The following is a 25,278-nucleotide window of genomic DNA, read 5'->3' as shown; positions in this document are numbered from 1 at the left end:
GAAGAACCGCCGCCGGAAGAACCGCCGCCGGAAGAACCGCCGCCGGAAGAACCGCCGCCGGAAGAACCGCCGCCGGAAGAACCGCCGCCGGAAGAACCGCCGCCGGAAGAGCCACCACCGGAAGAGCCACCGCTGGAAGAACCCCCGCCGGAAGAACCAGCACCGGAAGAACCACCACCGGAAGAACCACCACCGGAAGAACCACCACCGGAAGAACCACCACCGGAAGAACCACCGCCGGAAGACCCACCGCCGGAAGAGCCACCGCCGGAAGAACCCCCACCGGAAGACCCTCCCGAACCACCGTTACCAGACGCGTTGCCACCGCGGCCCGAGCCACCCGTACCGCTCGTACCGCTGGATGTTCCGCTCGTCGTTCCGCCGACGCCGGCAGGTCCGACGGTACCGTTCCCGTTGTTGCCGCTGCCGCCGCCATTGCCATTTCCGCTACCGGGGCTGCTGCCGCTGCCATTGCCGGTCGCACCAGCGCCATTCCCGCCGGCGCGCCCACCGGCGAAGACGTGCACCGAGCACGCAGCCGGATTCGCTGCGCACGGCGAAGCGTCGTCGACCAGCATCATGACGGCGTCCGCGCCGGCAACGGCATCGGGCGCGGAGTCCGGTGTCGCGTCCTGTGCGACGGCATACGAGCAGCAGCACGCGAACGCGGCTGCGGCGAACAAGGTTGCGCGATGGCACCGTCCCGTCGTGCGGAACGGTCGTTTCGTCTTGAGCATCATGGCCTCCCCATGCGCGCGATGCCTCGTCGCCGCGCGGCAATCTACGTGTAGTGCAGGGGGCCGGTAAAGGTTCGTAGTCCTGTCGGCAGCCGATCGCCTTCGGGCCGGCGCTGGACGCCAGCCTCGATCGCGGAGCGGCATGCGGGCCCGCCGTGCGAAGCCCTATCTGCCAGATCCGTGCCATCGGCCGCTTGAGCCCGTGGCTCAAGGCGCGCGCAGCGCGCGACGGCGCATGCAACGTCTTTGGTAGGAGTTTTGTTTCCGGAATGAAACGTCTGAGCTAAGTTCAGCGCGCGGGCGCATCGGCCGCGCGCTGCCAGCGGTGGAACAGGATCGATGCGATCCAGCAGACGAGGAACAGGGCGACGATGCCGTAGCCAATCGAGCCGAAGCGCTCGCCGACCGCATCGAGCGCGTCGCGCACGGGGCCCGTCAGCGACAGCTTATCGGCCAGCAGGCCGGCTGCCTCGATCCCGCCGATCGCCAGCGCGACGGCCGCCGACACGAACGTGATGCTCGCGTTGTAGAGCAGCTTGCGCTGCGGATCGTCCATCGCCCAGCCATACGCGTGAATCATCAGCACGTTATCGGTCGAGTCGATCAGCGTCATGCCGGCGGTGAAAAGCGCGGGAAACAGCATGACCGTATAGACCGGCAGCCCCTGGCTCGCCTGTGTGGCCGCGATCGCGAGCAGGCCGATTTCGGTTGCAGTATCGAAACCGAGCCCGAACAGCACGCCGACCGGATACATGTGCCAGCTCTTCGACACGAACCGGAACAGCGGACGCAGCAGCCGGGACACGAGCCCGGCCGGGCGGTGTACATGCGCCGCATCGTGCGCGTGCCCATGCCCGTGCGCGCCGCGATAGCGCCGCCACACGTCGCGCAGGATCGCCAGGTTCACGCACGCGAGCACGAGCAGGAAGGTGGCCGACACCGCCGTGCCGATCGTGCCGCCGATCTCGCGGAACGCATCGAACCGGTCGCGCAGCGCGAATGCCGTCAGCGCGATGCCGAGCGTCGCGGCGATCACGATCGTCGAATGGCCGAGCGAGAAGAACAGCCCGACGCTCACCGGACGCTGGCCGTCCTGCATCAGCTTGCGCGTCGCAACGTCGATCGCGGCGATGTGATCGGCGTCGACCGCGTGACGCAGCCCGAGCCCGTAAGCGATCGCCGCGGTGCCGAGCAGCAGCGGATGATCGCGCAACACGGCGAGCGCCCACAGCCAGACGGCGGCGTTCGCGGCGATCAGGCCGGCATAGAGGATCAGCAGGCGGCGCAGGGCAGGGGTGGGCGGCATCGGGACGTTCCATCTGACGATTCGCGCTGCATTGTGGCACGCGAAAAAAATACCGGTCGTGCCGATCAAAAAAGCCGCGTGCACGGTGTGCACGAATGAAAAAAGGCCCGTCCGGTTCCGGACGGGCCTTGCTGCGTGCGACAGCGCGAGATCGCGCCGCGCTTACTTCACTTTCGCGCTGATCACGCCTTCCGATACGTTGGCCGGCGTTTCCGCGTACTGCTTGAACTCCATCGTGTAGGTCGCGCGGCCCTGCGTGGCCGAACGCAGCGACGTCGAATAGCCGAACATCTCCGCGAGCGGCACCTCGGCGCGCACGAGCTTGCCGCCGCCGCCCGCGATGTCTTCCATCCCCTGCACGATGCCGCGACGGCTCGACAGGTCGCCCATCACGTTGCCCATGAACTCCTCGGGCGTCTCGACCTCGACCGCCATCATCGGCTCGAGCAGCACCGGCTTCGCGCGGCGCATCGCTTCCTTGAACGCCATCGAGCCGGCCATCCGGAACGCGTTTTCGTTCGAGTCGACGTCGTGGTACGAGCCGAACGTCAGGTGCACCTTCACGTCGACGACCGGGTAGCCCGCGAGCACGCCGCTCTTCAGCGTTTCGGTGATGCCCTTGTCGACGGCCGGGATGAATTCACGCGGAATCACGCCGCCCTTGATCTCGTCGAGGAACTCGTAGCCCTTGCCGGGGTTCGGCTCGAGCGTGATCACCGCATGGCCGTACTGACCGCGGCCACCCGACTGCTTGACGAACTTGCCCTCGACGTCGGACGCCGTCGTGCGCACCGTCTCGCGATACGCGACCTGCGGCTTGCCGACCGTCGCTTCGACGCCGAATTCACGCTTCATCCGGTCGACCAGGATTTCGAGGTGAAGCTCGCCCATCCCTGAAATGATCGTCTGGCCGGACTCTTCGTCGGTCTGCACGCGGAACGACGGATCTTCCTGCGCGAGACGGTTCAGCGCGAGGCCCATCTTTTCCTGGTCGGCCTTCGTCTTCGGCTCGACGGCCTGCGAGATCACCGGTTCCGGGAATTCCATCTTCTCGAGGATGATCGGCTTCGCCGGATCGCACAGCGTGTCGCCGGTGGTCGCTTCCTTCAGGCCGACGGCCGCCGCGATGTCGCCCGCGCGCACTTCCTTGATTTCCTTGCGCTCGTTCGCGTGCATCTGCAGGATCCGGCCGAGCCGTTCCTTCTTGTCCTTGGTCGCGTTCAGCACCGTGTCGCCCGATTCGACGACGCCCGAATACACACGGAAGAAGATCAGCTGGCCGACGAACGGGTCGGTCATGATCTTGAACGCGAGCGACGAGAACGGCTCGTCGTCGCTCGGATGACGTTCCGCCGGCTTTTCCGGATCGTGGAAGTCGTGGCCGAGGATCGCGGGCACGTCGACGGGCGACGGCAGGTAGTCGATCACCGCGTCGAGCATCGCCTGCACGCCCTTATTCTTGAACGCGCTGCCGCACAGCATCGGCACGATCTCGTTCGCGATCGTGCGCTTGCGCAGCGCGGCCTTGATCTCGTCCTCGGTCAGCGATTCATGGTCGTGCAGGTACTTCTCGAGCAGTTCCTCGCTCGCTTCCGCCGCGGCCTCGACCATCTTCTCGCGCCATTCGTGCGCGAGCTCGACGAGGTTCGCGGGGATGTCCTCGTACGTGAACTTCACGCCCTGGCTTTCGTCGTCCCACACGATCGCCTTCATCTTCACGAGGTCGACGACGCCCTGGAAATGATCCTCCGCGCCGATCGGAATCTGGATCGGCACGGCGACGCCTTTCAGGCGCTCGCCGATCTGCCGCTGCACGCGGAAGAAATCGGCGCCGATGCGGTCCATCTTGTTGACGAACGCGATGCGCGGCACCTTGTACTTGTTGGCCTGGCGCCAGACGGTTTCGGACTGCGGCTGCACGCCGCCGACCGAGTCGTAGACCATGCACGCGCCGTCGAGCACGCGCATCGAGCGCTCGACTTCAATCGTGAAGTCGACGTGCCCGGGCGTGTCGATGATGTTGATCCGGTGCTCCGGATAGTTGCCGGCCATGCCCTTCCAGAAGGCCGTGGTCGCGGCCGACGTGATCGTGATGCCGCGTTCCTGCTCCTGCTCCATCCAGTCCATCGTGGCCGCGCCGTCGTGCACTTCACCGATCTTGTGGCTCACGCCGGTGTAAAACAGGATGCGCTCGGTCGTCGTGGTCTTGCCGGCATCGATGTGAGCACTGATCCCGATATTGCGATAGCGCTCGATGGGGGTTTTGCGGGGCACGTGAACCTCCTTAGGTTCGGATCGTAAGCGGGCCGGCTGGGCCGGCCCGGGCTGGACTAGCGAGATTTAAAGGATAGCGCTTGTCCGTGGCTTTTGCAGATGCGGGCAGTGTTGGCCGAATCAAGGCGGGCGCCGCCGCCGGCAGGCGAAAAAAAAGCCGGCGCGCAACGGGCGGCCGGCTTGGGTCGGTACGCGGCGCGGCGCGGCGCGGCGCGGCGTGACGTGACGTGACGTGACGTGACGTGACGCGGGGCGGGGCGGGTCGGCGGCGCGGCGATATCCGTTACTGGGCTTGCGGCAGCCCTTCGAGCTTCATCCCGGGCTTGATGCCCTTCGCCGCGAACCAGCCCTTGCTCATTTCGAGAGCATAGACGCCGTTGTTGCGCGGGCAGTGGTTGTCGGTCGTCTCGGCCTTCATCTCGTCGATGTCGGTGATCGTGCCGTCCGCGCGGATGAACGCGATCGACAGCGGGATCAGCGTGTTCTTCATCCAGAAGCAGTGCACCGCGTTCTCGTTGAACACGAACAGCATGCCTTCGTTCGGCGCGAGCTGCGAACGGTACATCAGCCCCTGTTCGCGGTCGGGGTCGTTCGCGGCGACGGCCGCGTCGATCACGTACATGCCGGCGCGCAGCTTCACGCGCGGGAATTCGCTCGGCTGCTTGGCGCCGGGCGGTACTTGCGCGCTGGCGGCCTGCATGCCGAGCGCGAGGACGGCGAGCGCGGCGGGAAACACGGCGGCGCGCGCAAGGCGGCCGAGCGACGAGCGCAGGGGGAATTGCACAGCAAGGCTCCTATCTGGAAAACAAGACCCGCATGGTACGCGATGCGCGCCGGCGGGCACATAAAAGAAAAAGGCAGATCGCCTCGCGGTGATCTGCCTTTCAACGCCGTAAGAACGGCAAGACTGCGTGTTCTTGACTGCGTTATTACAGCAAGCTTACTTAGTTCGAAGCAGCTGCCGGTGCTGCTGCGTCGCTTGCTGCAGCCTTCTTCGATGCCTTGTGGTGCTTCTTGGCTGCGTGGTGCTTCTTAGCAGCGTGCTTAGCCGGTGCCGAAGCAGCTTCAGCAGCAGCCGGAGCAGCTTCCGGAGCCGATGCTTGTGCGAAAGCAGCCGTTGCGAAGAGGCCAGCGACCAGAGCGGCGATCAGTTTGTTCATGTTGTGTTCCTCAGCTTTAGTTAATTAACCAAATGACCCGGCAATAGGAGTCATGTCGTCTAACGGTGCCATCCACCTTTCGGTTGACAGACGCTTCGAGAAATTTCTCATTGCGCTGCGGGCGCCGAATCGTATTCGATAAAAACGTCGCTTTCGTGACGCAAACACGGTTCGGCTGCCAATGCCGGATAGCTAAGGTTGGCATCTGCGTGGTTTAACGCGCGATCTTCGCGGGCGGTTGACGAAAAAGATGACGAAAAATTCGCCCGTCCCGAATTCGTCATCCGGCGGGCGCGAAACCGTCCCACGGCGCGCGCGGCGGCAGCGCGATTGTTTCTCCCGGTGCAATGTCGAGTGCGAATATATCCAGTGCACCGATGCCGACGCGTACCAGGCGCAACGTCGGGAAGCCGACGGCCGCCGTCATCCGGCGCACCTGCCGGTTCTTGCCTTCGGTGATCGCGAGTTCGATCCATGTCGTCGGGATCGCGGCGCGGTAGCGGATCGGCGGGTTGCGCGGCCACAGCGCGTCGGGCGGTTCGATGAATTCGGCGCGGCATGGCCGCGTCACGTAGTCGCCGAGGTCGACGCCGCGCGCGAGCGCCTTCAGGTCGGCGGCGCCCGGCGCGCCCTCGACCTGTGCCCAGTAGCGCTTCACGAGCTTGTGGCGCGGCTCGGCGATGCGCGCCTGCAGCGCGCCGTCGTCGGTGAGCAGCAGCAACCCCTCGCTGTCCGCGTCGAGCCGGCCGGCCGCGTAGACGCCGGGCGTTTTTACCCAGTCGCCGAGCGACGGGCGCGTCTCGTGCGCGGAAAACTGGCAAATCGTGCCGAACGGCTTGTTGAGGGCGATCAGGTTCATGGCGGGTCGTCCACCCGGCGCGCCGCGGGAGGCGGGGGCGGGCGGTCTATGGCAAATGGCGGAATCTTAATGCATAATACGGAACGCCAAGTCCTCTGTCTTATATAAGACATAAGTGGGGTCTTGATACGCAGTGCCGCGCTTCATGCCGAAGTGCCCGGTTGGGGCGCTAGAATAGCGGCTCGCTGTTGCCGTCACGGGGTGGCCATGCCGCGCCCCCGCCGCGCGCGCAGCTTCGACCAGCATCACCTGCTCAGCCACGTCACTGGAGTCGATCATGCCGTATCAGCACATCAAGGTTCCGGAAGGCGGTGACAAGATCACCGTCAACAAGGACTTCTCGCTCAACGTTTCCGATCAGCCGATCATTCCCTATATCGAAGGCGACGGTACGGGCTTCGATATCACGCCGGTCATGATCAAGGTTGTCGACGCGGCGGTCGCGCATGCCTACAAGGGCAAGCGCAAGATCCACTGGATGGAGATCTTCGCGGGCGAGAAGGCGACGAAGGTGTACGGCCCGGACGTGTGGCTCCCGGACGAAACGCTGCAGGTGCTCAAGGAATACGTGGTGTCGATCAAGGGGCCGCTCACGACCCCGGTCGGCGGCGGCATCCGTTCGCTGAACGTCGCGCTGCGCCAGGAACTCGACCTGTACGTGTGTCTGCGCCCGGTGCAGTACTTCAAGGGCGTGCCGTCGCCGGTGCGCGAGCCGCAAAAGATCGACATGGTGATCTTCCGCGAGAACTCGGAAGACATCTACGCGGGCATCGAATGGGCCGCGGGCTCCGAGCAGGCGAAGAAGGTCATCAAGTTCCTGCAGGACGAGATGGGCGTGAAGAAGATCCGCTTCCCGGAAACCTCGGGGATCGGCGTCAAGCCCGTGTCGACCGAAGGCACCGAGCGTCTCGTGCGCAAGGCGATCCAGTACGCGATCGACAACGATCGCAAGTCGGTCACGCTGGTGCACAAGGGCAACATCATGAAGTTCACGGAAGGCCTGTTCCGTGACGCCGGCTACGCGCTGGCGCAGAAGGAATTCGGCGGCGAGCTGATCGACGGCGGCCCGTGGATGCGCGTGAAGAACCCGAAGACGGGCAACGAGATCGTCATCAAGGATTCGATCGCCGATGCGTTCCTGCAGCAGATCCTGCTGCGCCCGGCCGAATACGACGTGATCGCCACGCTGAACCTGAACGGCGACTACATCTCCGACGCACTGGCCGCGCAGGTCGGCGGCATCGGGATCGCGCCGGGCGCGAACCTGTCGGATTCGGTCGCGATGTTCGAGGCGACGCACGGCACGGCACCGAAGTACGCGGGCAAGGATTACGTGAACCCGGGTTCCGAGATCCTGTCGGCGGAAATGATGCTGCGCCACCTCGGCTGGACGGAAGCAGCCGACACGATCATCGCCGCGATGGAGAAGTCGATCCTGCAGAAGCGCGTCACGTACGACTTCGCGCGCCTGATGGAAGGTGCGACGCAGGTGTCGTGCTCGGGCTTCGGTGAAGTGCTGATCGAGAACATGTAAGTCCCCTTCCGGGGTGGGCCGGCAGGTGCCGGCCGCCCCGGCGCTGACTGCCGGCGCCGGAGCGTTTCGTGGATGGCAGGTTTGTTGGCAGGGCGGTCCGGCAAGCGGGCCGCGGCGCCGCGATGCGGCCCGGAGGCCCTGCAAGGTAGAACATGACGGCCCTTGCAACACCACCGCCCGGCTGAGCCGGCGCGCCCCTTTCGCGACCGACCCGGTCGCTCCCCGCCGGTTACCGCCGGCGCTCCTCAGTCCAAATTTTCACGTAGCAACGCATCGACCATGTCCACTTCGCCCAAGATCATCTACACCCTCACCGACGAAGCGCCCGCGCTCGCGACCTATTCGCTGCTGCCGATCGTCAAGGCCTTCACGCGTTCGTCCGGCGTCGCCGTCGAAACGCGCGACATCTCGCTCGCCGGCCGCATCGTCGCGGCATTCGCAGACGTCCTGCCGCCCGAGCAGAAGGGTTCCGACGATCTGGCCGAACTGGGCCAGCTCACGCTGAAGCCGGAAGCGAACATCATCAAGCTGCCGAACATCAGCGCATCGGTGCCGCAGCTCAAGGCCGCGATCGCCGAACTGCAGGCGCAGGGCTACACGCTGCCGGCCTATCCGGAAGATCCGTCGACGGACGAAGAGAAGGCCGTCAAGGCCCGCTACGACAAGATCAAGGGCAGCGCGGTGAACCCGGTGCTGCGCGAAGGCAACTCCGACCGCCGCGCGCCGCTGTCGGTCAAGAACTACGCACGCAAGCATCCGCACAAGATGGGCGCGTGGAAAGCCACGTCGAAGGCGCACGTCGCGCACATGAGCGAAGGCGACTTCTACGGCAGCGAGAAGTCGGCGCTGATCGCCGAAGCCGGCAGCGTGAAGATCGAACTCACGACGACCGACGGCGCGAAGAAGGTGCTGAAGGAAAAGACGGCCGTGAAGGCGGGTGAAGTCATCGACGCATCGGTGATGAGCCGCAACGCGCTGCGCAGCTTCATCGAAGCGCAGATCGCCGACGCGAAGGCGCAGGACGTGCTGTTCTCGGTGCACCTGAAGGCGACCATGATGAAGGTCTCGGACCCGATCCTGTTCGGTCACTTCGTGTCGGTGTTCTACCGCGACGCGCTTGCGAAACACGCGGACGTGCTGGCGCAGGCCGGCTTCAACCCGAACAACGGGATCGGCGACCTGTACGCGCGCCTGAAGGACCTGCCGGCCGACACGCGCGAAGCGATCGAAGCCGACATCAAGGCCGAATACGCGGTGCGTCCGCGCCTTGCGATGGTCAACTCGGACAAGGGCATCACGAACCTGCACGTGCCGAGCGACGTGATCGTCGACGCATCGATGCCGGCGATGATCCGCGATTCGGGCGGCATGTGGGGCCCGGACGGCCAGCTGTACGACGCGAAGGCCGTGATTCCGGATCGTTGCTACGCCGGTGTCTACCAGGCCGTGATCGAGGACTGCAAGCAGCACGGCGCGTTCGATCCGGTCACGATGGGCAGCGTGCCGAACGTGGGCCTGATGGCGCAGGCGGCTGAAGAATACGGTTCGCACGACAAGACGTTCCTGATCCCGGCGGATGGCGTCGTGCGCGTCACCGACGAAGCGGGCAACGTGCTGCTCGAGCATGCGGTGGAGTCGGGCGACATCTGGCGCATGTGCCAGACGAAGGACGCACCGGTGCAGGACTGGGTCAAGCTCGCGGTCAACCGCGCGCGCGCGACCGGCGCACCGGCCGTGTTCTGGCTCGATCCGGCACGCGCGCACGACGCGCAGATCATCGCGAAGGTCGAGCGTTACCTGAAGGACCACGACACGAACGGCCTCGACATCCGCGTGATGACGCCGGTCGACGCGACGCGCTTCTCGCTCGAGCGCATCCGTGCGGGCAAGGACACGATCTCGGTCACCGGCAACGTGCTGCGCGACTACCTGACCGACCTGTTCCCGATCATGGAACTCGGCACCAGCGCGAAGATGCTGTCGATCGTGCCGCTGATGGCCGGCGGCGGGATGTTCGAAACGGGTGCGGGCGGCTCCGCGCCGAAGCACGTGCAGCAGTTCGTCGAGGAAGGCTTCCTGCGCTGGGATTCGCTCGGCGAATTCCTCGCGCTCGCGGCATCGCTCGAACACCTCGGCAACGCGTACCAGAACCCGAAGGCGCTCGTGCTCGCGAAGACGCTCGACCAGGCGACCGGCAAGTTCCTGGACGAGAACAAGTCGCCGGCGCGCAAGGTCGGCGGCCTCGACAACCGCGGCAGCCACTTCTACCTGTGCCTGTACTGGGCGCAGGCGCTGGCCGAGCAGACCGAGGACGCGGCGCTGAAGGTGCAGTTCGAAGGCGTGGCGAAGTCGTTGTCCGACAACGAAGCGCGCATTCTGGAAGAGCTGGCTGCCGCGCAGGGCAAGGCGCAGGCCATCGGCGGCTACTATCGTCCGAACGTCGACCTGACGAGCCAGGCGATGCGCCCGAGCGCGACGCTGAACGCCATCGTCGACGCGGTTGCCTGACGCGGGCCGCGCGATCGCGCGAGTTGAAGCAAGTGACGGCGGGGCGGGCCTGGCTGCCCCCCGCCCGTTACAAGAAAAAAACGCCCCGGTCGCCCGGGGCGTTTTTTGTTGCAGGCTTGCCATTCAGACGTGAACGATTTCCCATTCGGCGATTTCGTGCGGCACTTCGAGCGTTGCCGTGTCCAGTTCGGACAGTTGCTCGCAGTCGCCGCGGGAGATGTGGTCGGCCGCCACTTCGGGGCACGAGAATGCGCCGAGCAGGGCGTTGCCGAACGTCGCTTCCCAGCCACCGTTACCCGGCAGGATGTAGAACGACCCGAGCGCTGAACCAAAGCGAAATCCCTTCATTTCCGTTCTCCCTTTCTGATCACAAGCGATTCTGTTGTGCCGCCTGCCGGTTCGACCGGCTGTGGCCCGACTGGCTGCTTGCGCCGCGTTCCTTATCGAACGTCGTGGCGAAGCGTCAGTGCATGGGACAAAGTCTACGTCCGCGACCCGGTTGGATGGTGCATGTCGAACGGCTCCACTAAACAAAAATTCTCTTTCAAAAACAAATATTTGCATTCGTCGTTTTGTATTGCGGAACGTTTTTCGGCATCGCGAAACGGGAAATTTGTGCCCTGCACCACGAATTTTTACAACGCAGAGAGTTGTTCCGCATCGTGAAATATTGGCGGGTTTGCGAACCGGCGACGCGGCCGGTGCTGGGGCGTGGCTGAACGGCAGGCGCCGGGCGGCCGCCTGGAGACTGCATGGGGCGGGCGGCCTGTGGTGCTGGGGGAGCGAGTGAAGGGCTGCGGATCGCCGATCGACGATGCCGGTCGATGCGTGCTGAATCCAGCGCGGCGTTGTCGAGTCTGCGGCGTATCGCCGCCCGTCCGGCGGCAACGCGTCTCGATATGAGCCTGCGGTTATGATGACGCGGGCATCAGGATTGGCGTCGCGCATCGGCGCTTCAGCCGGCCGGCGCGGGCGTCGCGGCGGCCGTGCGACGCGTTATGGATAACGAGGAACGATTTGATGATACGGAGAACCTTCCTGTCGCGCGCCATCGGTATCGCGGCCGCGTCGCTGTTCGCCCGCGCGGCGTGGGCGCAGCATGCCGGTCACGCCGGCATGGCCGGCATGGACTCGATGGACGACATGCCTGGCATGTCGGACATGTCAGGAATGGCGGGTCACGGGCAGCACGGCAAGTCCGCGCCGGCCGCGCTCGCTGCCGCCGACGCGCTGCCGGCCGGCGCGCCGCTCGCGGCGCTGCGTACGCTCGCGAACGAAAGCCGCGATCCCGGCACGTTCCGGGCCACGCTGGTGGCCCAGCCGGTGGCGCGCCCGATGCTGCACGGTGCGCGGCCGACCACGTTCTGGCAGTTCGGCGCGGGCACGCAGGGCCCAGTCGTTGGTCCGCTGATCGACGTGTGCGAGGGCGACACGGTCGAGATCAAGTTCGTGAACAAGCTGCCGCAACCGTCGACGATCCACTGGCACGGCCTGCCGGTGCCGCCCGACCAGGACGGCAACCCGTCCGATCCCGTCGCGCCCGGCGCGTCGCGCGTGTACCGCTTCACGCTGCCGAAGGGGAGCGCCGGTACCTACTGGTACCACCCGCACCCGCACATGATGACGGCCGAGCAGGTGTTTCGCGGGCTCGCCGGCCCGTTCGTCGTGCGCGCCGCGGACGATCCGCTGGCGGGCTGGCCCGAGCGCAACCTGTTCGTGTCGGACCTGAAGCTTGCGCGCGACGGCACGATTGCACCGAACGACATGATGGACTGGATGAACGGCCGCGAAGGCCAGTTCGTGCTGGTCAACGGCGCGCGCCGGCCGCGGATCGATGTTGCGGGCGACGAGCGCTGGCGCGTGTGGAATGCGTGCAGCGCGCGCTACTTGCGGGTCGCGTTCGACGACGGCCGTGCATTCGAGCACGCTGGCACCGACGGCGGGCTGTTCGACGCGCCGCGCCGTGTCACGTCGCTGCTGATCGCGCCGGGCGAACGTGCGGAGCTGCTGGTGCGCGCCGGCGATCGCGCGTCGCGCGCGGTGCTGCAGGCGGCCGAATACGACCGCCGCAAGATGTCGATGTCGCACGATGACGGGCACGGCAGCCTGCCGGCCGATCCGGCACTGGCGCTGGCCGACGTCGCGTTTTCGCCGGCCACCGCGCGCGTGCTGCCGACGACATTGCGTGCGGTGCCGTCGTTGGGCGAGCCGGTTGCGCACAAGGAGGTCGCGTTCGGCGAGGAGATGGATATGGACGCGATGATGAAGGGGGGCGCGCACGGCCGCCCGGCGGGCATGCGCTTCACGATCAACGGCGACACCTACGCGCCGCACCGTGCAACGCTGACGAGCCGCGCTGGCGACGTCGAGCGCTGGACGATCCGCAACGGCACTGACATGGATCACCCGTTCCACCTGCACGGCACGCAGTTCCAGGTGATCGAACGGGCATCGGGCGGTTCACGTACGAGCGAACCGTTCCGTGCATGGCGCGATACCGTGAACGTGCGCAGCGGCGAAACCGTGACGATTCTCGTCACGCAAGACATGCGCGGAGAGCGCATGTTTCATTGCCACATTCTCGAACACGAGGATCTCGGCATGATGGGTACGCTGAAGGTCGTGTAACGAAGTGACGATTATGTTTCACGTGCCGGATGAGTATCCGATCTGCGTGTGTGACAAGACAATACGTGTTCAATTATCGGGATTGAACGAAAAGGCCGGCCAATCGATAATCGATTGGCCGGCCTCGAAAAAAAAGAAACCCGGCGCAATGCGCCGGGTTTCTTCGTCTGATATCCGGTGCCTTATACGGCCTGGATGTTCGACGCTTGCTTGCCCTTCGGCCCTTGGACGACGTCAAAGCTCACCTTCTGGCCTTCCTTCAGCGTCTTGAAGCCATTCATGGTGATAGCCGAGAAGTGCGCAAACAGATCCTCACCGCCCTCATCGGGAGTGATGAAACCGAAGCCCTTCGCGTCGTTGAACCACTTAACGATACCAGTTGCCATTTCCTACTTCCCCTGTCACACAGTCGCTGCTACTTACCACGAGCACGCTCGAAAAGCTAAACGACCGGAAAATGCAGCCGTTCCCCCCTCACAAGCTCACCTCGGCCTCTTTCAACTTGCCGACCGGCAAATTGAAAAAAGTGCCAGCTTGATTGTTGGCGCTCTTTATTGGAGTGTCAAGTGGAATTTTTAGACGTTTAGAGGGACGTTGTAAAGAACCCATTTTCAGGGTTTTTCCGGCTTTGCTTGGCGGCACGCGGCCAAGCGCGAGGACTTGAAAAGCCGCATAATCGGCTCATATACCAGGCTCGAGTGACACGCGTTCGAGTCGTCCCGGCTTGTGGGATACTGGATGCGGACACGACGTTCCGGTGCGGTTCCCCCTGACGGTTCGTGTTCCGCGCCACGCGTGAAAGCCGGCACCGCAGCCGGCTTTCGTATGGCACGAAGAAGATTGCGTGTTCCGGGATTCCGGGGAGGGCGCCGGCCGGTCGGTCGGGTAATGGCAGGATTGCGGGCCTGTCCGAGTTGTTTAGAATGGGTGTATGGCGATTATCCCGGACAAGCAGGACAGCACCGTCCTGGAACGCAAGCAGCAGAAGCTCAAGCCGCCTTCGATGTACAAGGTGGTGCTGCTGAACGACGACTTCACGCCGATGGAATTCGTCGTGATGGTGGTCCAGGAGTATTTCAAGAAGGATCGCGAGACGGCCACGCAGATCATGCTGAAGGTCCATCGCGAAGGGCGAGGGGTTTGTGGGGTCTATACGCGGGACATCGCGTCGACCAAGGTTGAGCAAGTCGTTACCCATGCGCGGCAGGCCGGGCATCCGCTGCAGTGCGTGATGGAGGAAGCATGATTGCCCAGGAATTGGAAGTCAGCCTGCACATGGCGTTCATGGAAGCACGCCAGGCGCGCCATGAGTTCATAACGGTCGAGCATTTGCTGCTGGCCCTGCTGGATAATCCGACGGCAGCCGAGGTGTTGCGCGCGTGCGCGGCCAACATCGAGGACTTGCGTCAGAACCTGCGCAATTTCATCCACGACAACACACCTACCGTCCCGGGTACCGACGATGTCGATACCCAGCCGACGCTCGGTTTCCAGCGCGTGATCCAGCGCGCGATCATGCACGTCCAGTCGACGTCGAACGGCAAGAAGGAAGTCACCGGTGCTAACGTGCTGGTCGCGATCTTCGGCGAGAAGGATTCGCATGCCGTCTACTACCTGCAGCAGCAGGGCGTCACGCGCCTGGACGTCGTGAACTTCATTTCGCACGGCATCGCGAAGACCAACGGCGGCGAAGCCGCGAAGTCGGCCGACGCGAGCGCGGAAAGCGAAGACGCGAACGCGCAGAAGGAAACGCCGCTCGCGCAATTCACGCAGAACCTGAACCAGATGGCGAAGGACGGCCGCATCGATCCGCTGATCGGTCGCGAGCCCGAAGTCGAGCGCGTGGTCCAGGTGCTGTGCCGTCGCCGCAAGAACAATCCGCTGCTCGTCGGCGAGGCCGGCGTCGGCAAGACTGCGATCGCGGAAGGGCTCGCCTATCGCATCACGCGTGGCGAAGTGCCGGACATTCTCGCGAACGCGCAGGTCTATTCGCTCGACATGGGCGCGCTGCTCGCCGGCACCAAGTACCGCGGCGATTTCGAGCAACGTCTGAAGACGGTGCTGAAGGAGCTGAAGGAGCGTCCGCACGCGATCCTGTTCATCGACGAAATTCATACGCTGATCGGCGCGGGCGCCGCGTCGGGCGGCACGCTCGACGCGTCGAACCTGCTGAAGCCGGCGCTGTCGTCGGGCACGCTCAAGTGCATCGGCGCGACCACGTTCACCGAATATCGCGGCATCTTCGAGAAGGATGCGGCGCTGTCGCGGCGCTTCCAGAAGGTCGACGTGAGCGAGCCGACCGTCGAGCAGACGGTCGCGATCCTGCGCGGGCTGAAGTCGCGCTTCGAGGAGCATCACGGCGTCAAGTATTCGTCGGGCGCACTGTCGGCCGCGGCCGAACTGTCGGCGCGCTTCATTACCGACCGTCACCTGCCGGACAAGGCGATCGACGTGATCGACGAGGCAGGCGCCGCCCAGCGCATCCTGCCGAAGTCGAAGCAGAAGAAGACGATCGGCAAGAGCGAGATCGAGGAAATCATCTCGAAGATCGCGCGCGTGCCGCCGCAGAGCGTGTCGCAGGACGATCGCAGCAAGCTGCAGACGCTCGACCGCGACCTGAAGAGCGTCGTGTTCGGCCAGGATCCGGCGATCGATGCGCTCGCGGCCTCGATCAAGATGGCACGCGCGGGCCTCGGCAAGATGGACAAGCCGATCGGCGCGTTCCTGTTCTCCGGCCCGACGGGTGTCGGCAAGACCGAAGTGGCGCGCCAGCTCGCGTTCACGCTCGGCATCGAGCTGATCCGCTTCGACATGTCGGAATACATGGAGCGTCACGCGGTGAGCCGCCTGATCGGCGCGCCGCCGGGCTACGTCGGGTTCGACCAGGGCGGCTTGCTGACCGAAGCCGTCACGAAGAAGCCGCACTGCGTGCTGCTGCTCGACGAAATCGAGAAGGCGCATCCGGACATCTTCAACGTGCTGCTGCAGGTGATGGACCACGGCACGCTGACGGACAACAACGGCCGCAAGGCGGATTTCCGCAACGTCATCATCATCATGACGACGAACGCGGGCGCCGAGTCGATGCAGAAGGCGACGATCGGCTTCACGACGCGCCGCGAGACGGGCGACGAGATGACCGACATCAAGCGCCTGTTCACGCCGGAGTTCCGCAACCGCCTGGATTCGATCATCAGCTTCCGCTCGCTCGATGAGGAAATCATCATGCGCGTGGTCGACAAGTTCCTGATCCAGCTCGAGGAACAGCTGCACGAGAAGAAGGTCGACGCGCTCTTCACCGACGCGTTGCGCAAGCATCTCGCGAAGCACGGCTTCGACCCGCTGATGGGCGCGCGGCCGATGCAGCGGCTGATCCAGGACACGATCCGGCGCGCGCTGGCCGACGAGCTGCTGTTCGGCAAGCTCGTCAACGGCGGCCACGTGACGGTCGATGTCGACGAAAACGACAAGGTGCAGTTGTCGTTCGACAAGCTGGCGAATCCGCCGCACAAGCCGAACGAAGAGACGGTCGAAGTCGAGTAAGCGATAATTCGTTGTTCATGCGAACGGCGCGGGAAGTTCTCCGCGCCGTTTCGTTTTATCCGGCGCCGGCGGCGCAATGGTGGTGCAGGGGAGTGGCAAGGCAGTGACACAACAACAACGGTCGTTCGACAACATCGTCGCGCGCGAACAAGGGTTGCGCCATGCGCTGACGTCGGGGCAGATGGCGATGATCGCGATCGGCGGCGCGATCGGCACGGGCCTGTTCCTCGGCAGCGGGTTCGCGATCGGGCTCGCCGGCCCGAGCGTGCTGGTCTCGTATGCGATCGGCGCGCTGATCGCGCTGCTGCTGATGGGCGCGCTCGCGGAAATGACGGTCGCGCATCCGACCGCCGGCTCGTTCGGCGCGTATGCCGAGCACTACGTCGGCCCCCTCGCCGGCTTCCTGGTGCGCTATGCGTACTGGTTCGCGGTGGTGTTCGCGATCGGTACCGAGATCAGCGCGATCGCCGTGTTCATGAAGTACTGGTTCCCGGCCGTGCCCGGCTGGTACTGGGTGATCGGCTTCTCCGCGCTGCTGATCGCCGTGAATCTCGCGAGCGTCACGCTGTACGGCACGGTCGAATACGCATTCTCGCTGCTGAAGATCGCGGCGATCGTCGTGTTCATCGTGCTCGGCGCGTATCTCGTGTGGTCGGCGCCGGTCGCATCCGGCATCGGTTTCGCCAACTACACCGCGCACGGCGGCTTCATGCCGAAGGGGCCGTGGGGCACCTGGGTCGCGGTGATCGTCGCGATCTTCAGCTACATGAGCATCGAAGCCGTCGCGATCGCGGCCGGCGAGGCACGCGATCCGCAGCACGCGGTCACGCGCGCATTCCGCTCGACCGTGTTCCGGCTCGTCCTGTTCTATCTGCTGACGCTGTCGCTGATGCTCGCAATCGTGCCGTGGACGCAGGCCGGCACCGACGAAAGCCCGTTCGTGAAGGTGATGGCCGCGACCCACGTGCCGTACGCGGCGGGCGTGATCAACTTCGTGTTGCTGATCGCGGCGCTGTCGGCGATGAACAGCCAGCTTTACGTGACGACGCGGATGATGTTCAGCCTGTCGCGCGCGCGGCTCGCGCCCGCGGTGTTCGGCCGGCTCGGCACGAACGGCGTGCCGCGCGCGGCGCTGTGGATCTCGACCAGCGGCGTCGCGGTCGCGGCCGTGCTGGTCGCGCTCGCGCCCGACACCGCGTTCACGGTGATGATGGCGATCGCGATGTTCGGCGCGCTGTTCACGTGGCTGATGATCTTCGTCACGCACCTGCGCTTCCGTTCGCGGTATCGCGGCCCCGCGCTCGCGTTCCGGATGTGGGGGCACCCGTTCGGCAGCCTGCTCGGTGCGGGGCTCGTCGCGGCGATCCTGTTCACGACCGCGTTCACGCGCGAATTCCGGATGACGATGGTGGTCGGCGTCGTGTTCGTCGTGCTGCTCACGCTCGCGTACGCGCTGCATTACCGGCACGAACACGCTCGTTGACGGTGCCGGCGCGGCCGCCCGCGCCGTTTTTTCCGGTCGCTAAGGTTCCGTTAAGCCCGCGGCGACTACATTCGATCCTGCCTGCAAGGCGGGCGCGGCATGCGCCGGCTCGCCGCTTTCCTGCAAAAAAGGGTGCGAATGAACAAACTTCCCGAAATCACGCTCGCGTTCTGGATCATGAAGATCTGCGCGACGACACTCGGCGAAACCGGCGGCGACCTGTTGTCGATGACGCTGAACGTCGGCTATGCGGCGAGCTCGATCCTGCTGTTCGGTTTCTTTCTCGTGACGCTGGGTGCGCAGCTCAGGACGACGCGTTATCGCCCGGCGATCTACTGGGCCGTGATCGTCGCGACGAGCACGGCCGGCACGACGATGTCCGATTTCATGGATCGCACGCTCGGCCTCGGCTATGCGGCCGGCTCGTCGATCCTGGTCGCGATCCTGCTGGCCATCTTCGCCGTGTGGCGCCTCAGCGGCGAATCGCTGTCGGTCGACCTGATCCGCACGCGCAAGGTCGAGCTGCTGTACTGGATCGCGATCCTGTTCTCGAACACGCTGGGCACCGCGCTCGGCGACTTCCTCGCGGACAGCTCGGGGCTCGGTTTCGGCGGCGGCGCGCTGCTGATCGGCGGGTTGCTCGCGGCGATCGTGCTTGCGCACTATTTCACGCGGATCTCGGGCGTGCTGCTGTTCTGGGCCGCGTTCGTGCTCACGCGGCCGTTCGGTGCGACGGTCGGCGATCTGCTGACGAAGCCGGTTGCGAAGGGTGGCCTCGCGCTCGGAACGGTTGGTTCGTCGGCGGTGCTGCTCGGCGTGCTGGTCGCACTGGTGATCTACGCGATCGTCGCCCAGGCGCGGCAGCGCGACCTCGCGCCCGCGCGGATCGCGCAACCCGTCGAAGAGTGACGCCGACGGAAAGGAAAAAGGGGCCGTGAGGCCCCTTTGTCATTGCGCCGTTCAGTGCCGCCCGGTGCTGCCGAAGCCGCCCTCGCCGCGATCGCTTTCCGCGAAGTCGTCGACGATGTTGAACTGCGCCTGCACGACCGGCACGATCACGAGCTGGGCGAGCCGTTCGAACGGATTCAGCACGAACTCGGTCTGGCCGCGGTTCCACGTCGAGACCATCAACTGGCCCTGGTAGTCGGAATCGATCAGGCCGACGAGGTTGCCGAGCACGATGCCGTGCTTGTGGCCGAGGCCCGAGCGCGGCAGGATCAGCGCTGCGTAGCCCGGATCGGCGAGGTGGATCGCGAGGCCCGTCGGCACGAGCGTCGTTTCGCCCGGCTGGAGCGTCACCGGCGCGTCGAGGCACGCACGCAGGTCGAGGCCCGCGCTGCCGGTGGTCGCGTAGGCGGGCAGGTAGTCGCGCATGCGCGCGTCGAGAATCTTCAGGTCGAGTTTCATGCGGTCGTCGGGTGAGGCGGGAAGGGCGCGGCGGCGGCCGCCGCGCGGGAGATCAGATCAGGCGGTTGTCGGGTAGGCGTTTCGCGATTTCCGCGACGAGCGTGTGCGCGAGTTCGTCTTTCGGTGCGCGCGGCAGGCGCGTGAGGCCGGTGGCCTCGAACAGCACGACTTCGTTGTCGTCGCGGCCGAACGTCAGCGGGCCGAGGTTGCCGACGAGCAGCGGCACGTTCTTGCGTTTGCGCTTCTCGTCGCCGTGCACGTCGAGGTCGCCGCTTTCGGCTGCGAACCCGACGCAGTACGGCGGATCGGGCAGCGCCGCGACGGACGCGAGGATGTCCGGGTTCTCGACGAACGCGAGTGCGGGCATCTTGCGGTCGGCCGTCTTCTTCATCTTGTGCTCGGCCGGCTGGGCGACGCGCCAGTCGGCGACCGCGGCCACCGCGATGAAGATGTCGGCGTCGTTCACGGCATGCATCACCGCGTCGTACATCTGCTGGGCCGTCTGCACGTCCTGCCGGTAGACGCCCCACGGCGTGTCGAGCGCGACCGGCCCCGCGACGAGATGCACGTCGGCGCCGGCCTGCTGCGCGGCGCGCGCGAGCGCGAAGCCCATCTTGCCGCTCGAGCGGTTCGTGAGGCCGCGTACCGGGTCGAGCGGTTCGAACGTCGGGCCGGCCGTGATCAGCACGCGCCGGTGCGCGAGCACCTTCGGCGCGAAGTGCGCGACGATCGCTTCATAGATCGCCTCGGGCTCGAGCATGCGGCCGTCGCCGACTTCGCCGCACGCCTGCGCACCCGAATCCGGGCCGAGCACCGACACGCCGTCCGCGCGCAGTTGCGCGGCGTTGCGTTGCGTGGCCGGGTTCTGCCACATCTGGCGGTTCATCGCGGGGACGACGAGCAGTGGGCAATCGCGCGCGACGCACAGCGTCGACAGCAGGTCGTCCGCGAACCCGTGCGCGAGCTTCGCGAGGAAATCCGTCGACGCGGGCGCGATCACGATCGCGTCGGCTTCGCGCGACAGGTCGATGTGCGCCATGTTGTTGTCGATGCGCGCGTCCCACTGGCTCGTATAGACGGGCCGGCCCGACAGCGCCTGCATCGTGACGGGCGTGATGAACTGGGTGGCGGCTTCGGTCATCGCGACCTGCACGGTCGCGCCTGCCTTCACGAGCAGCCGCGTGAGCTCGGCGATCTTGTAGCAGGCGATGCCGCCCGTCAGGCCGAGAACGAGGTGTTTTCCTGCGAGTTCTGCTTGTGCCAACTCAGGCCTCCAAGGGTCGAACGGAACGGCCGGCGCGAAGCCGGCCGTCGACGCCGAGTATGCGCGCTTAGCGCGAGCCGCGCACGCGACGCAGTTCGTCGTAGATCAGCAGCACCGCGCCGATCGTGATCGCGGAATCGGCGAGGTTGAACGCCGGGAAGTGCCAGGCGCCGAGGTGGAAATCGAGGAAGTCGATCACGTGGCCGTAGACGAGCCGGTCGATCACGTTGCCGAGCGCGCCGCCGAGGATCAGCGCGAGCGACACGCTGAACAGCCGCTGGTGGCCGTGGCGCTTCAGCAGGAAGCAGATCACGAGCGTCGCGCCGATGCCGAGCGCGGTGAACGCCCAGCGCTGCCAGCCGCTCGCGGTCGACAGGAAGCCGAACGCGGCGCCGCGGTTGTACACCAGCACGAGGTTGAAGAACGACGTCAGCGCATGCTGCGCGCCGTACACGAACGTTTTCAGGATCGCGATCTTCGACAGCTGGTCGAACAGGATCACGATCAGCGAAATGCCGAGCCAGGGCGCAAGCGCGCCGCTGGCCGGTTTCGAGAGGGTTTTCGCCATATTCAAGCAGCGCTCCGGATTTCGCCGTTTTCGAACAGGTTGGAGAAGCAGCGGCCGCACAGCGTCGGGTGATCGGCGTGCGCGCCGACATCTTCGCGGTAGTGCCAGCAGCGTTCGCACTTCTGGTACTTCGACGCTGCGACGTCGACGCTTTCCTGCGCTTCGTCGTCGACCTTGACGACCGTCGCGGCCGACGTGATCAGCACGAACTTGAGATCATCGCCGAGGCTCGTGAGCGCGTCGTAGCGTGCGCCGCTCGCATGCACGGCGACTTCGGCCTGCAGCGACGAACCGATGCGGTTCGCGGTGCGCGCTTCCTCGAGCGCCTTCGTCACGTTGCCGCGCACATCGCGCAGCAGCGCCCACTTCTCGATCAGCGCGGCCGAGCCGGCGACTTCCGGATACGCGTAGTAGGTTTCCGTGAAGATCGTGTCGCTGGCCGGCTGGAACACCTTCCACGCTTCTTCCGCCGTGAACGACAGGAACGGCGCGAGCACGCGCAGCAGGCCGTGCGTGAGGTGGTACAGCGCGGTCTGCGCGGAGCGGCGCGCGCGCGAATCGGCCGCGCTCGTGTACAGGCGGTCCTTCAGCACGTCGAGGTAGAAGCCGCCGAGATCTTCCGAGCAGTACGTCTGCAGCTTCGCGACGACCGGGTGGAATTCGTACTTCTCGTAGTGGCCGAGCAGTTCCGTCTGCAGTTGCTGCGAGAACGCGACCGCATAACGGTCGATCTCGAGCCATTCGTCGACGGGCACCGCGTGCTGCGCGAAGTCGAAGTCCGACAGGTTCGCGAGCAGGAAGCGCAGCGTGTTGCGGATGCGGCGGTAGCCTTCGGTCACGCGCTTCAGGATTTCCTCGGAGATCGCGAGCTCGCCCGAATAGTCGGTCGATGCGATCCACAGGCGGATGATTTCCGCGCCGAGGCGGTTCGCGACTTCATGCGGATCGATGCCGTTGCCGAGCGACTTGCTCATCTTGCGGCCTTCGCCGTCGACCGTGAAGCCGTGCGTGAGCAGGCCCTTGTACGGCGCGCGGCCGTCGATCATCGATGCGGTCAAGAGCGACGAGTGGAACCAGCCGCGGTGCTGGTCCGAGCCTTCGAGGTAGAGGTCGGCCGGGAACTGCAGCTGATCCTTGTGCGAGCCGCGCAGCACGTGCCAGTGCGTCGTGCCCGAGTCGAACCACACGTCGAGCGTGTCGCGGTTCTTTTCGTACAGGTTCGCGTCGTCGCCGATCAGCTCGCGCGGGTCGAGCGTCTGCCAGGCCTCGATACCCGACTGCTCGACGCGCTTCGCGACTTCCTCGAGCAGCTCGAGCGTGCGCGGGTGCAGCTCGCCGGTTTCCTTGTGCACGAAGAACGCCATCGGCACGCCCCATTGGCGCTGGCGCGACAGCGTCCAGTCGGGACGGTTCGCGATCATGCTGAACAGGCGCTGCTTGCCCCACGACGGGTAGAACGCGGTGGCGTCGATGCCTTCGAGCGCGGTTTCGCGCAGCGTCTTGCCGCCGTCGCGCGGCGTCACGTCCATGCCGGCGAACCACTGCGACGTCGCGCGGTAAATGATCGCCGTCTTGTGACGCCAGCAGTGCATGTAGCTGTGCTTGTAGTGCTCGCTGCGCAGCAGCGAGCCGGCCTCGCGCAGCGCGTCGACGACCTTCGGGTTCGCGTCCCAGATCGACAGGCCGCCGAACAGCGGCAGCGATTCGATGTAACGACCGTCGCCCATCACCGGGTTGATGATGTCCGAGTCGGTCATCCCGTGCGCCTTGCACGACTGGAAGTCCTCGATGCCGTACGCGGGCGACGAGTGCACGACGCCGGTACCGGTGTCGGTCGTCACGTAGTCGCCGAGGTAGACGGGCGCGGTGCGCTTGTAGCCGGGGTGGGCCGATGCGAGCGGGTGGTGGAAGCGCAGGTTCGCGAGCTTCACGCCCGGCGCGGTCGCGACGACGCGGCCGGTCAGCTTGAAGTCGGTCATGCAGGCTTCGACACGTTCTTCCGCGATGATCAGCAGCCCGCGCTCGGTGTCGACCAGCGCGTAGACGATTTCCGGATGGAGGTTCAGCGCCTGGTTCGCGGGGATCGTCCACGGCGTGGTGGTCCAGATCACGATGCCGCCCTCGGCGCGCGGCAGCGCCGGCAGGCCGAACGCCTGCGCGGTCTTTTCCGGTTCCGCGAACGCGAACATCACGTCGATCGTCGGGTCGGTGCGGTCCTTGTACTCGACTTCCGCTTCCGCGAGCGCCGAGCCGCAGTCGAAGCACCAGTTCACCGGCTTCAGCCCGCGATACACGTAGCCCTTTTCGATGATCTTGCCGAGCGCGCGGATCTCTTCCGCCTCGTTGACGAAGTTCATCGTCTTGTACGGATTGGCCCAGTCGCCGAGCACGCCGAGACGCTTGAAGCCGACCTTCTGCTTCTCGATCTGCTCGGTCGCGTACGCGCGCGCCTTGCTCATCACTTCGGCCGCCGGCAGCGACTTGCCGAACTGCTTCTCGATCTGGATCTCGATCGGCATCCCGTGGCAATCCCAGCCGGGCACGTACGGCGCGTCGAAGCCGGCCATGTTGCGCGACTTGACGACGATGTCCTTCAGGATCTTGTTGACGGCGTGGCCGAGGTGGATGTCGCCGTTCGCATACGGCGGGCCGTCGTGCAGGATGAACTTCGGCCGGCCCTTTCTGGCCGCGCGGATCTTCTCGTAGAGGCCGCGCTCTTCCCATTCCTTGACCCACTGCGGCTCGCGCTTGGGCAGGTCGCCGCGCATCGGGAACGGCGTGTCGAGCAGGTTGACCGGATACTTGGCCTGCGGTTTCGAATCGGCTTTCTTGTTGCTCATGATGGGATCGCTATCTAAATCGGGAGACGCGCGAGCGTCGTGAATCGGGGATGCGCGCGAGTGAGCGGCGCGAGGGTGCGGCGCCAGGCGCCGCCGTCCGGATCAGCTAATTCGGTCGGTGGCCGACGTCGAGAAGCCCGTGGCGCGGCTGCCCGGCGCACGGTCGCGCTCGATGAAGTACGCGCGCGCATTCGCGACGTCCAGCGCGATCGCGCGCGACAGCGCCTCGAGATCGTCGAATTTCGCCTCGTCGCGCAGCTTCTTCAGGAATTCGACGCGGATGAGTTTGCCGTACGCGTCGCCGTGCCAGTCGAGCAGGTGGACCTCGAGCAGCACGCGGCCGGAATCGTCGACGGTCGGGCGCAGCCCGAGGCTCGCGACGCCCGGCAGCGGGGTGGGGCCGAGGCCGTGCACCTGCACGACGAAGATGCCCGCGAGCGCCGGACGCTTGTGCGCGATCGGGAGGTTCAGCGTCGGGAAGCCGAGGTCGCGGCCGAGCTTCAGCCCGTGCGCGACGTGGCCGCTGATCGCATAGCCGTGGCCGAGCGCCTGCGCGGCCGCGTCGAGATCGCCCGCGGCGAGCGCGGCGCGCACGCCCGAGCTGGAGATGCGCGTGCCGTCGCTGCCCGCGACCGTACCCATTTGCTCGACCTCGAAGCCGTACTGTTCGCCAGCTGCCTTCAGCGTGTCGAAGGTGCCCGCGCGCTTCGCGCCGTAGCAGAAATCGTCGCCGACCATCATCCAGCGCGTGTGCAGCCCGCCGACCAGCGTGCGTTCGACGAACGCCTGCGGCGACTGGCTCGCGAACGTGTGATTGAAGTGCTCGACGACGACGCGGTCGACACCGTGGTCGCGCAGCGCCTCGAGCTTGTCGCGCAGCATCGCGATGCGCGGCGGCGCGCCGGCGGGATTGAAGAATTCTCGCGGGTGCGGCTCGAACGTCATCACGCACACGGGCAGGCCGCGCGCGTCCGCTGCCGCGCGCACGCGCGCGAGCAGGGCCTGGTGGCCGCGATGGACACCGTCGAAGTTGCCGATCGTCAGCGCGCACGGGGCGCGGCTCTCGGCGTTGGGCAGGCCGCGGAAGACTTTCACGATAGCGGATGCAGCGTCGGGGAATGGGCGGTGGGATGCCGCAAAGCAGAAGATTATAAACGTTCGGGCGGG

At 65.6% G+C, this 25,278-nt stretch carries 20 protein-coding genes; 7 read left to right on the top strand and 13 right to left on the bottom strand.

Annotated features, from left to right (window positions below; all coding sequences use genetic code 11):
* The 6 genes from ABIC51_RS40850 to ABIC51_RS21230 form a co-directional block, all read right to left on the bottom strand.
* Positions 1 to 325, bottom strand: a 325-nt coding sequence (locus ABIC51_RS40850) for a hypothetical protein (protein WP_502916218.1), incomplete at its 3' end; no start/stop codon positions are given.
* Positions 326 to 1,026: 701 nt separating this feature from the next.
* Positions 1,027 to 2,043 carry a HoxN/HupN/NixA family nickel/cobalt transporter gene (locus tag ABIC51_RS21250; protein ID WP_027786655.1) on the bottom strand — a complete coding sequence of 339 codons (1,017 nt, stop codon included), beginning with the start codon at positions 2,041 to 2,043 and terminating at the stop codon, positions 1,027 to 1,029.
* Positions 2,044 to 2,205: 162 nt separating this feature from the next.
* Positions 2,206 to 4,317, bottom strand: a complete 2,112-nt coding sequence (gene fusA / locus ABIC51_RS21245) for an elongation factor G (protein ID WP_027786656.1) — start codon at positions 4,315 to 4,317, stop codon at positions 2,206 to 2,208.
* A 283-nt stretch (positions 4,318 to 4,600) separates the two neighbouring features.
* Positions 4,601 to 5,101: a DUF192 domain-containing protein gene (locus ABIC51_RS21240; protein ID WP_175861859.1), complete on the bottom strand. Its 501-nt coding sequence runs from the start codon at positions 5,099 to 5,101 to the stop codon at positions 4,601 to 4,603.
* 160 nt (positions 5,102 to 5,261) lie between these two features.
* Positions 5,262 to 5,477 carry a hypothetical protein gene (locus ABIC51_RS21235; protein WP_011352970.1) on the bottom strand — a complete coding sequence of 72 codons (216 nt, stop codon included), beginning with the start codon at positions 5,475 to 5,477 and terminating at the stop codon, positions 5,262 to 5,264.
* 280 nt (positions 5,478 to 5,757) lie between these two features.
* Positions 5,758 to 6,336, bottom strand: a complete 579-nt coding sequence (locus ABIC51_RS21230) for a pseudouridine synthase (protein WP_021163328.1) — start codon at positions 6,334 to 6,336, stop codon at positions 5,758 to 5,760.
* Positions 6,337 to 6,613: 277 nt separating this feature from the next.
* On the opposite strand from ABIC51_RS21230, the gene icd reads away from it, so the two are divergent.
* Together icd and ABIC51_RS21220 are read left to right on the top strand one after the other, a co-directional pair.
* Complete coding sequence (gene icd / locus ABIC51_RS21225; protein WP_006478026.1) at positions 6,614 to 7,870, top strand: NADP-dependent isocitrate dehydrogenase; 1,257 nt, start codon at positions 6,614 to 6,616, stop codon at positions 7,868 to 7,870.
* Between the two features lie 279 nt (positions 7,871 to 8,149).
* Positions 8,150 to 10,378, top strand: coding sequence for an NADP-dependent isocitrate dehydrogenase (locus tag ABIC51_RS21220; RefSeq protein WP_354006618.1), 2,229 nt, complete (start codon positions 8,150 to 8,152; stop codon positions 10,376 to 10,378).
* 123 nt (positions 10,379 to 10,501) lie between these two features.
* On the opposite strand, the gene ABIC51_RS21215 is transcribed toward ABIC51_RS21220, so the two are convergent.
* Positions 10,502 to 10,726 (bottom strand): hypothetical protein, encoded by a 225-nt coding sequence (locus ABIC51_RS21215; protein WP_006490888.1) that lies wholly within the window; start codon positions 10,724 to 10,726, stop codon positions 10,502 to 10,504.
* Between the two features lie 672 nt (positions 10,727 to 11,398).
* Here ABIC51_RS21215 and ABIC51_RS21210 point away from each other — a divergent pair.
* Complete coding sequence (locus ABIC51_RS21210) at positions 11,399 to 13,006, top strand: multicopper oxidase family protein (RefSeq protein ID WP_354006617.1); 1,608 nt, start codon at positions 11,399 to 11,401, stop codon at positions 13,004 to 13,006.
* 182 nt (positions 13,007 to 13,188) lie between these two features.
* Here ABIC51_RS21210 and ABIC51_RS21205 read toward each other — a convergent pair whose 3' ends face one another.
* The gene (locus tag ABIC51_RS21205) at positions 13,189 to 13,392 is read right to left on the bottom strand and encodes a cold-shock protein (protein WP_006488945.1); all 204 of its coding nucleotides are present in this window, start codon (positions 13,390 to 13,392) and stop codon (positions 13,189 to 13,191) included.
* 545 nt (positions 13,393 to 13,937) lie between these two features.
* Between ABIC51_RS21205 and clpS the strand changes: the two genes are divergently transcribed.
* The 4 genes from clpS to ABIC51_RS21185 all read left to right on the top strand — a co-directional run bounded on the left by clpS (position 13,938) and on the right by ABIC51_RS21185 (position 18,941).
* Positions 13,938 to 14,252, top strand: coding sequence for an ATP-dependent Clp protease adapter ClpS (clpS, locus tag ABIC51_RS21200; protein WP_006398529.1), 315 nt, complete (start codon positions 13,938 to 13,940; stop codon positions 14,250 to 14,252).
* Positions 14,249 to 16,549 carry an ATP-dependent Clp protease ATP-binding subunit ClpA gene (gene clpA / locus ABIC51_RS21195; protein ID WP_027786662.1) on the top strand — a complete coding sequence of 767 codons (2,301 nt, stop codon included), beginning with the start codon at positions 14,249 to 14,251 and terminating at the stop codon, positions 16,547 to 16,549. The genes clpS and clpA overlap by 4 nt, the downstream gene beginning before the upstream one ends.
* A 103-nt stretch (positions 16,550 to 16,652) precedes the next feature.
* Entirely contained in the window at positions 16,653 to 18,032 is a 1,380-nt protein-coding gene (locus tag ABIC51_RS21190; protein ID WP_027786663.1) for an amino acid permease, read from the top strand.
* Between the two features lie 138 nt (positions 18,033 to 18,170).
* A complete protein-coding gene (locus ABIC51_RS21185) occupies positions 18,171 to 18,941 on the top strand; it encodes a COG4705 family protein (protein WP_146253559.1) in 771 nt (256 codons plus the stop codon).
* 51 nt (positions 18,942 to 18,992) lie between these two features.
* On the opposite strand, the gene dut is transcribed toward ABIC51_RS21185, so the two are convergent.
* The 5 genes from dut to ABIC51_RS21160 form a co-directional block, all read right to left on the bottom strand.
* A complete protein-coding gene (gene dut, locus ABIC51_RS21180) occupies positions 18,993 to 19,439 on the bottom strand; it encodes a dUTP diphosphatase (RefSeq protein WP_021160741.1) in 447 nt (148 codons plus the stop codon).
* Positions 19,440 to 19,491: 52 nt separating this feature from the next.
* Positions 19,492 to 20,703, bottom strand: a complete 1,212-nt coding sequence (gene coaBC, locus ABIC51_RS21175; protein WP_027786665.1) for a bifunctional phosphopantothenoylcysteine decarboxylase/phosphopantothenate--cysteine ligase CoaBC — start codon at positions 20,701 to 20,703, stop codon at positions 19,492 to 19,494.
* A gap of 67 nt (positions 20,704 to 20,770) precedes the next feature.
* A complete protein-coding gene (gene lspA, locus ABIC51_RS21170) occupies positions 20,771 to 21,271 on the bottom strand; it encodes a signal peptidase II (RefSeq protein WP_021160743.1) in 501 nt (166 codons plus the stop codon).
* A gap of 2 nt (positions 21,272 to 21,273) precedes the next feature.
* On the bottom strand, positions 21,274 to 24,111 hold the full coding sequence (gene ileS / locus ABIC51_RS21165; protein ID WP_354006616.1) for an isoleucine--tRNA ligase: 2,838 nt from the start codon (positions 24,109 to 24,111) through the stop codon (positions 21,274 to 21,276).
* A gap of 102 nt (positions 24,112 to 24,213) precedes the next feature.
* A complete protein-coding gene (locus ABIC51_RS21160) occupies positions 24,214 to 25,206 on the bottom strand; it encodes a bifunctional riboflavin kinase/FAD synthetase (RefSeq protein ID WP_059686577.1) in 993 nt (330 codons plus the stop codon).
* Positions 25,207 to 25,278 lie beyond the last annotated feature (72 nt).

Source organism: Burkholderia sp. 572 (assembly GCF_040545135.1).
Taxonomy (GTDB): Bacteria; Pseudomonadota; Gammaproteobacteria; order Burkholderiales; family Burkholderiaceae; genus Burkholderia; species Burkholderia cepacia.
This window is presented reverse-complemented; position numbering and strand designations above follow the sequence as displayed.